Source organism: Silvanigrella sp. (genome assembly GCF_044369315.1).
Classification (GTDB): domain Bacteria; phylum Bdellovibrionota_B; class Oligoflexia; order Silvanigrellales; family Silvanigrellaceae; genus Silvanigrella.
Genome location: NZ_JBIPMD010000218.1, coordinates 1 through 5,298, shown reverse-complemented (window position 1 = coordinate 5,298; position 5,298 = coordinate 1). Strand labels below are relative to the sequence as shown.

Annotated in this window: 3 protein-coding genes; 1 reads left to right on the top strand and 2 read right to left on the bottom strand. The window is 27.1% G+C overall.

Annotation, left to right across the window (positions count from 1 at the left end):
- The first annotated feature begins 116 nt into the window (after positions 1-116).
- The gene (locus ACIQ56_RS13940) at positions 117-968 is read left to right on the top strand and encodes a glycosyltransferase family 2 protein (protein ID WP_397601657.1); all 852 of its coding nucleotides are present in this window, start codon (positions 117-119) and stop codon (positions 966-968) included.
- A gap of 2 nt (positions 969-970) precedes the next feature.
- On the opposite strand, the gene ACIQ56_RS13935 is transcribed toward ACIQ56_RS13940, so the two are convergent.
- Together ACIQ56_RS13935 and ACIQ56_RS13930 are read right to left on the bottom strand one after the other, a co-directional pair.
- Entirely contained in the window at positions 971-2,467 is a 1,497-nt protein-coding gene (locus ACIQ56_RS13935) for a hypothetical protein (RefSeq protein WP_397601656.1), read from the bottom strand.
- A gap of 121 nt (positions 2,468-2,588) precedes the next feature.
- Complete coding sequence (locus tag ACIQ56_RS13930; RefSeq protein ID WP_397601655.1) at positions 2,589-5,045, bottom strand: CHASE domain-containing protein; 2,457 nt, start codon at positions 5,043-5,045, stop codon at positions 2,589-2,591.
- Positions 5,046-5,298: the final 253 nt, after the last annotated feature.

Below are 5,298 nucleotides of genomic sequence, written 5' to 3'. Positions count from 1 at the left end.
ATGAGTTGGTTCTGCCAATCCATTGGTAGCTCCTTTGTTACTTTTTTTTAAGCAACAATTAACTAACAAATTGGAGCTATTTCTTCAATCTTCACAATATCTTTCTCAACTCTTAACTGGCATTATATGTTAATGATGGCAGCAAAGACAATACTCTAAAAATTTTACATCAATTAGAAAATGAAAATCAGGAAAAAAGTTCGATAAATGGGAAACTTATTATTTTATCTTTAGCTAAAAACTTTGGACACCAAATTGCTTTGAGTGCAGGTTTACATCATGCAAAAGGAAATGCAATTATATCTATAGATGCAGACCTTCAAGATCCGCCTGAAGTCATAGAAGGAATGCTCGAATTGTGGAAAGAGGGTTCTGACATTGTTTACGGCGTTAGAACAGTACGTGAAGGGGAGACCTGGTTCAAATTAATAACAGCAAAATTATTTTATATTATCGTTAGAAAATTAACCAACTGTGATATTCCATTAAATTCTGGTGATTTTAGATTAATGAGTAGACAAGCATTAGATATCTTCAATTCATTACCAGAAAAAAATCGATTTATTAGAGGAATGGTTCCATGGATAGGACTAAAACAAACTCCTATTTATTATGAAAGATCCGCAAGATTTGCAGGAACAACAAAATATCCTCTTACAAAAATGATAAAATTAGCTTTAGACGGAATCATAGGGTTTAGCAATACTCCGCTCAAAAGCGCCTATTATTTAGGATTTACAGTTGCTATTTTAGCATTTATTTATGGTGCATTTATTTTAGTTTATTCACAAATTAAAGGTTTTCCCGTTCAAGGCTGGAGCAGTATTATGGTAACAATTTTATTTATTGGAGGAATTCAATTAATTACCATTGGAATTTTGGGAGAATATATTGGAAGAATATATGATGAAGTAAAAAAACGACCTTTATTTATTATAAATGATAAAGAAAGCAGATTTGGTAATTAATTTTATTCCGATTCTTCTTCTGGCGGTGTATATTCATCACATTTTATAATAACTACTTTGCCCGATCTATCTATTACATTACAATGATGCGGAAGTTTTGTTTTTATTGTTATCAATCCGTATCTATACTTATCTTTTAATTTTGGATTTTCAAAAGACTCTTGTAAGTTTTCAGATGGATAATTCGTTCTTTCTCCAAAACAGGCCCCTAAATAAGGAGCTTCCGTATTTTCAGAGAAAAAAACATAACCTTTATTCCATGGAAATTCGGGATTTCGATTTTTTAAAAGAAAACAATCTACAAAAGGAACATCGGTATTTACCCTTCTATCTGGGTGAAATAATAATCTGGTGTCAAAGTAACAGACTTCAAAAAAGCGAGCTACAAATATTCCAAAAAATAAAACTTTCAAAAATATTTTGAAATAATTTGAATCTTTAGAAAGAATATCCCAAGTGCCTAAAGCTAATAAACAAAAAGAAGGAGCGATACCAAACCAATAATAAAAATGGACAATACTATGAGTTCCATCAAGGATACCAATCATAATAATTTGAATTAAAATAACAATCCATAGTTGAAAATGATAAAAGGCAAATCGCCTTATGATATAAAATAGATATATTACTGAGACAAGGACTATTCCATATGGGAATAGCGGATGATAATTAATAAACTCTAAGAACTCATTATAATGTGAAAATAAATCAATTAAAGACGATAATCCAATATCTTTATGAACTCCAAAATTTGTAGGAATTTCTCTTAATTTTTCTAAATAAGCTATTCCCTTGGTATAATACAAAAAAGATAATAATGTAGCTGGAACTAACCAAAAAAGATTGTATGCTGATTTAAAAATATTTTTATTAAGTAAAAACAATGGAAATACAACTACAGTCACAGGTTTTAGCAACAAACCCAAAAGTGTTAAAAAAAATGGCTTTATATATGTAACTTTTTCCCAAGAAAGCCCAATTGCAATTAAACACAATTGAACCGCAATAAAATCTGGAATAAATCTCCAGCCTATTGAAGCAGAAAATGAAAAAATTGGGAATAATAAAATCATATTAAATGCACTAATTCCTAATATTTTAATATTTTTCCATACTCTTAAATTAATATATGTAAAAAATAAAACAAGGAAACAAATAAATAAACAGGCCAAAATTTTACCAATATAAGGGCCAAAGAAAAAAAATGGGGCTGTGACCATATTTAAAATTGGAAATTCCATTGGCATAAAGCCATAACTTTGGCCACTATTTAAAACAGCTGGATAAAATATATTGTCAGTATATGGCTCATAAACCCAACGCGACCAATATCTCATTGCAACAGAAATGGTATCGGTCTGACGAATGATATGCGGTAAATCAAACGGTAAAAAACAATTTATACCAGCCGCTAAAGCTCTTATCATTAAAAAAACAAAAAGAACTTTTTGAAATAATGTTAAGTTTTTAATACATTCAAATTTTTTCGATCTTATCAAAAGAACACCTCATTACAACACAAACTAAAAAAATTAGTTATGAGTCAAATTTTTTTAAACTAACAAAAATTTTTAACTTGTCAATATATTAAAATGAATTGAGACATTTAAGTAAAATATTTTAAATTACTTTTAGAGTTTTATTATCATTTATTATAAATTTAATATACTTTTTAGGTATGAATAATTGAAAAGTGGAACCTTCCTCTTTTTTAGAAATTATCTTACAATTAATTTCAAATTTTTTGCAAGAGTTTCTCACAGCATCTAGACCAATTCCTCTACCACTCAATTCAGAAATTTCTTCTTTCGTAGAAAAACCAGGAGCAAAAAGAAGATCAATGATATCTTCATCTTTATAAGAATCAAAAGAGTTCGTAATCAACTTTTTTTCAAATGCAATATCATATACTTTTTTTAGATTAACACCCCTTCCATCATCAAATATTTGTAAAAGATATAAGTCAGATAATTCTTCAAATTTTATATATAATAATCCTTCTTCATTTTTTCCTTTTTGTTTTCTTTCCTCTATTGTTTCAATTCCATGATCCAAAGCATTTCTTAAAGAATGAGTAAAAGCTTCGGACAATGAAATACTTATTTTACTGTCCATATAAATATCCCAATTTGGAATTTCAAGCGATATCTTTTTATTTAAATTCAAAGATAATTCGTTTAATGTATCCTTAAATGAAATAAATAAATTTTTTAAACTAAAAAAAGAGTCACTTTTAAATTGAGATATCCAAGAAAGAATATCATCTACTGAATTATTTTTTTGAACCAAAAGTGAATCTATTATATCTATTGCAACTTTTGAAGGATTAAATGAGTTATTTTTTTCAAATAAATTTTTATAATTTTCTCTATACTCTTTATATAGAATATTTAAATTTATCAATTCTTTATTATTAATATCAAATGAAATTTTTTCTTTATTAGTTAATGAAATTCTTATTGGTTCCAAGGTATCTTCAATAACGTGAACCTTTTTAGCTAGAAACTTTAATCCAACACTCCTTGCTGATCCTTTAATTGTATGAAGATCTCTTAACATGACTGAAGCTTCATTTTCATTTAATTTTTCATTGTAATTTAACAATGATTCTGCTCTTAAATCATTCTCTTTATAAAATGTAACTAAATTTTCTTGTTTTGAAAATAAATTCTCTTTTAAAATAGTTTCTTTTAGGCTTGTTTCTTCATTCTTTGCAGCAAGAGAGGCTCTTAGTGCTAAAACTTCTGTAATATCTGAAATTACGAGAACAATTTTTTGAATTTGATCTTTTAAGAAGATAGGAGAGTATTTTAATGACAACGTTTTTTGTACATTATTTATATTTATATTTATAACTTTTAATAAATCACTTGAAGATAGCCCCCACTGAAAATCATCGGCAAACTTTAAAACACCTAATGTAAATAAGTGTCTAGAAACTTCTTCATTGTGTTTATCTAAATGTGAAAACAAAATATCTTTAAGATCTTTCAAATACAAATTATCAATTCCTAATATTTTTAAAGCTGCGGGAGAATATGTTTTTCCAATTATAAGATCTGGCGATACAGTTATAACTCCATCTTCTAGATTATCTAATATTTCTTTTATTTCAGAGTGTGCTAATGCTAATTCTTTAGTTCTTTCTTTCACTCTTTCTTCAAGAAATTGATTTGCATCTTCTAATTTATAATTACTTACCTCTAATTTTTGGTATGTTAAGATTAAATAAATTGACAATAGGAACAAAATAATACAGCCCACCAAAGTAATTAATATGATTCCAAAATTAATACGATCAATTGTCAAAAATCGATTAAATTTTAATCCAAACTTTTGCCCAAATTTTTCAACATAATTTTCTGTATATAATGAAGTTAAAATAATTTTGTTTTGTACTTCTGGATCTACTTTTCTAAATATATCCTTCTCAATTTTTTCTCCTGTTAGTATTGTTGTCAAAGTAATTTCAACACCTTTACTCCATTGCTCCTCTCCTAATAATTGAGTTAAATCTACAGTTACACCAATAATTCCAGACAACTTATTTAAACTATTTAATTTTAATACAGGAATAAATAACTCTATTGCAACATTTCCACTTTCTAATAAAAATGTTTTAGAAGCCTGAATATTTTTTGTTTGAATAATAAAATTCAAAGTTTCTTTTTTCGTTTTATCAGAATAAATATCCCATCCAAAATAAGAAGATTCTATTGCCTTTGAGTTAACAAAGATTACTGGCAAATAAAATTCATGCTCAGCTGATGATTTGATTTTTGAATTTTCTTCATCTCCTCCTTCAAGAATTGACTTCCCTAATTTTAATTTTTTCAATTTATTTTCAAATTCAGCCCTTTTACTTTTTTCAACATATTCATAAAAGTTAACACTTTTTAAGAAATCATTTTTTTTCATCAACTCAGTTGCAAAATTACCAAATTTAAACTGATTCATATCTTGATCAAGATATGAAAATGCATAAAATGCTGTTGAAATATCTTCCATTGCTTTAATACCTTGATTAAAGCTTTGTTTTATTCGAATGGTATCTGTTTGAAATGTACTATTAGACACGCTAATCGTATATTTCCAAGATCCATATAATATAAAAAGAATGACGAATGTAAGAATGGTTAATATGATGTATTTCATTTTTTTCATTCTATAAGACCTTTATTTTAATTTAAATTATAATTATATATATTTTTATGCCAGTTAAGAGTTGAGAATGTGTTTTTAGAAAAAGAATATGTACTTAAAAAGGCATGCAGAAAATCTTCCGAAAACATGGACAAGCAAGCCCTTTGTTGAACGGACTTTGGATGCC